At 67.7% G+C, this 2,584-nt stretch carries 1 protein-coding gene; it reads right to left on the bottom strand.

The annotated features are described in order from the left end of the window. The coding region (locus RMO40_RS17795) for an HzsA-related protein (protein ID WP_309724288.1) at positions 1 to 2,584 on the bottom strand (2,584 nt) is incomplete at both ends.

The raw sequence follows: 2,584 nt of genomic DNA on the forward strand, positions 1-2,584 counted from the left end.
TTGTAGTACTGGCCGCCCAGGTCCATCCACTCGACCAGCACACGCTTTTCAGCGGCATTGAGCATCGTCGCGTGGTTGATCGTCGGGGTCGGGTACTCGGTGCGGGCACCAGCGCTGGCCAGCAAGCTTTCGCCGAACAGGATCTCGGTCAGGCGGCTCTTGCGGGCGATACCGGCCGAGTTGGCAGCGCCCGAGCTGGCTTCGACCAGCGGTGCACCGCGCACGATCATCGGCACGCCGTTCTCCAGGCGGATCTGCGGCAGGCCGGTGGTGGTGTCGATCACCGGGTCGCCGAGCATCAGCTCTTCATACGATGTGACGCGGCCGGTGCCGGACGTCGTGCCACGCAGGTCGAGCGCGGCCGAATCGGCGTGGCAACCGGTGCAGGTGTTGGCCCCATTCGTGCCACGCGAGCGGGTCCACAGCGGCTGGACGTGCTCGGGGTAGTTGATGATGCCGCGGCGCAAGCCCGTCGTGGCGGGCACGGCCGTCACCAGGTCATCGGCCGGGTTGGCGTTGCCGGTGTAGCGGATGTTGATGGCCGGGCGAGCGGTCACGCCCGTCTGCGTGGTGTCGGCCCAAACGTCGGAGAAGCTCATGTCGGCCGACAGGCTCAGCAGCGCGGGGTTCACGCGGGTGCGGGTCGATGCCATGGTTTCACCCGACTGGTGATCACCGGCCAAGGCGGCAACCAGCGCTGCGGGCATGGTGTTGACCACCACGCCGGAGTTCAGCGAAGCGCCGCGACGCGGGCTGTGGCAGCCGTCGCAGGTGCGGCGCTCACCCGGGCGAACCTGGATCCAGTTGGTGTGCGTCTGCAGGCCACGGCCTTTGTTGTCGATGATCGACAGCGCGATGGGGGTGTCGGCAGGCACATGCAGCTTGAACGAACCATCGGGTTCGACCGGCGCGTAGCCGAGGATCTGCTGTTGTTCGAACTCGGTTTCGCCGATCGAGCCACGCAGACCGGTCATGCCGGAGGGCGGCGCCACCGCGCGGGTCACCCGCACAAAGCGCACCGGCGAGCAGCCGTAGGCGGCGTCGGCCGGGTTCTTCATGCGAACCAGGTCGGCCACCATCGAGCGGGTTTCGGTCGGCTCGACAGGGGCGGCCGTCATCGCGATGCCGGTGGTGCAACCTGCCGGGCGGTCTGCGGCCGTCAGCATGCGCTCGCCCATGCGGCCGAGGCCGTCGGTGTCGTACACGCTGCGCACTTCGATCAGGGCCATGTTTTGCGCAGCCAGGGCTGCGTCAACCGCGGTCGGTTGAGTGGCATTCGGCTCGGCGCGGGCCTGCAGCGGGATCGGGTCGGTGTACATGAAGCCTGGGGGCGGTGCCGCCACGATCATCCAGGTCTGGTTGGCCGGGTTGAACATGTAGACCGCGTAGGCGGAGGGCGCGTTGTCGCGCAGCGAGTCGCCGGCGACGGCGCCTGCCATGCGGTTGCGGTCACCCAGGCGGGATTTTTCAGCGTCGGTCAGGGTGGCGCAAGAGACCACGACGCCATCACGCGTCACTTCACACGGGCGGTACGACACCAGCACGCGGTTGCTGCCGTCCCACAGCGGGTAAGGCGTGGTGATGCGGCCGTATTCAGACAGGCCGCCTCCCGAGTTGAGGGCTTGCGCCGTCACCGAGCGCTGGCCGCCTTGGGCGGGCACGGTGGTGTTGGCAGGGGTGTTGTTCTCGGAGTAGTCGGCTGCGTTGATGAACATCATCGCGCCGCCTTCTTGCGTGCGCGACAGCGGCATCAGCGAGGTGGCGAGGTGGCCGCGGTACGGGCCGTTCGGGTCCATGTCACGCGGGTGCAGGAAGCTGTTGCCCGGGCTTTGGGCGCCGTAGAGCACGAACATGTCGGTGCCATCGGGCTTGGCGCGGAACACGGCGAAGCGGTTGCGGTCGCCGACGTGCTCCCAGCGCGAGAACATGATGTCGCCGTTCGGGCGCACCACCGGGTTGCGGTCATGGCTCTGGTTGAACGAGATCTGCTGGATGTTGGCGCCGGTGGCGTCCATCGTGTGCAGGTTCAGCACCGCCTCGCGCTCGTATTCGTCGAGCGCCTTGTAGTTCTGGCCCAGCGCCTGATTGACACGCGACTTGGCCTGGCGGTTGGACGCGAACACGAAGCCGGCGCCTGCAGGCAGGTAGGCCGGGTCGACGTCGTCGTCTTGGGTCGAGCTGGTCAGGCGACGCAGCGTGCCGCCGGTCAGGCCGCCGCTGGTCATGTCGTATTCCCAGATGTTCCAGCGGCCGGTACAGGCTGCGACACCACCGACGGTCGAGGTGTTCGACGTGGGGCAGCGCAAGGAGAACACGATCTTCTTGCCGTCGTAGGAGGCCTCGGGGTCGGACGCATCGCCACGGCCTTGCGTGATCGTGGCGGTGACGTTGTGCTCGGGCGCACTGGGCGACGATTTCTCGCGCACCATCAAGTCACCGCCGGCCGCGAAGTTGGTGCCGTCGGTCGGATTCATGCTCAGCGCCGTCGAGCGCTTCGCGTAGGTCAAGGCCACGTCGCCCGCAACCGTGACGGTGCTGCCACTGTCGCTGCTGGTGCCGCTGCCGCAACCCACGAGCAAGACGC

This window comes from Rhizobacter sp. (assembly GCF_031412075.1).
Lineage (GTDB): Bacteria > Pseudomonadota > Gammaproteobacteria > Burkholderiales > Burkholderiaceae_C > Rhizobacter.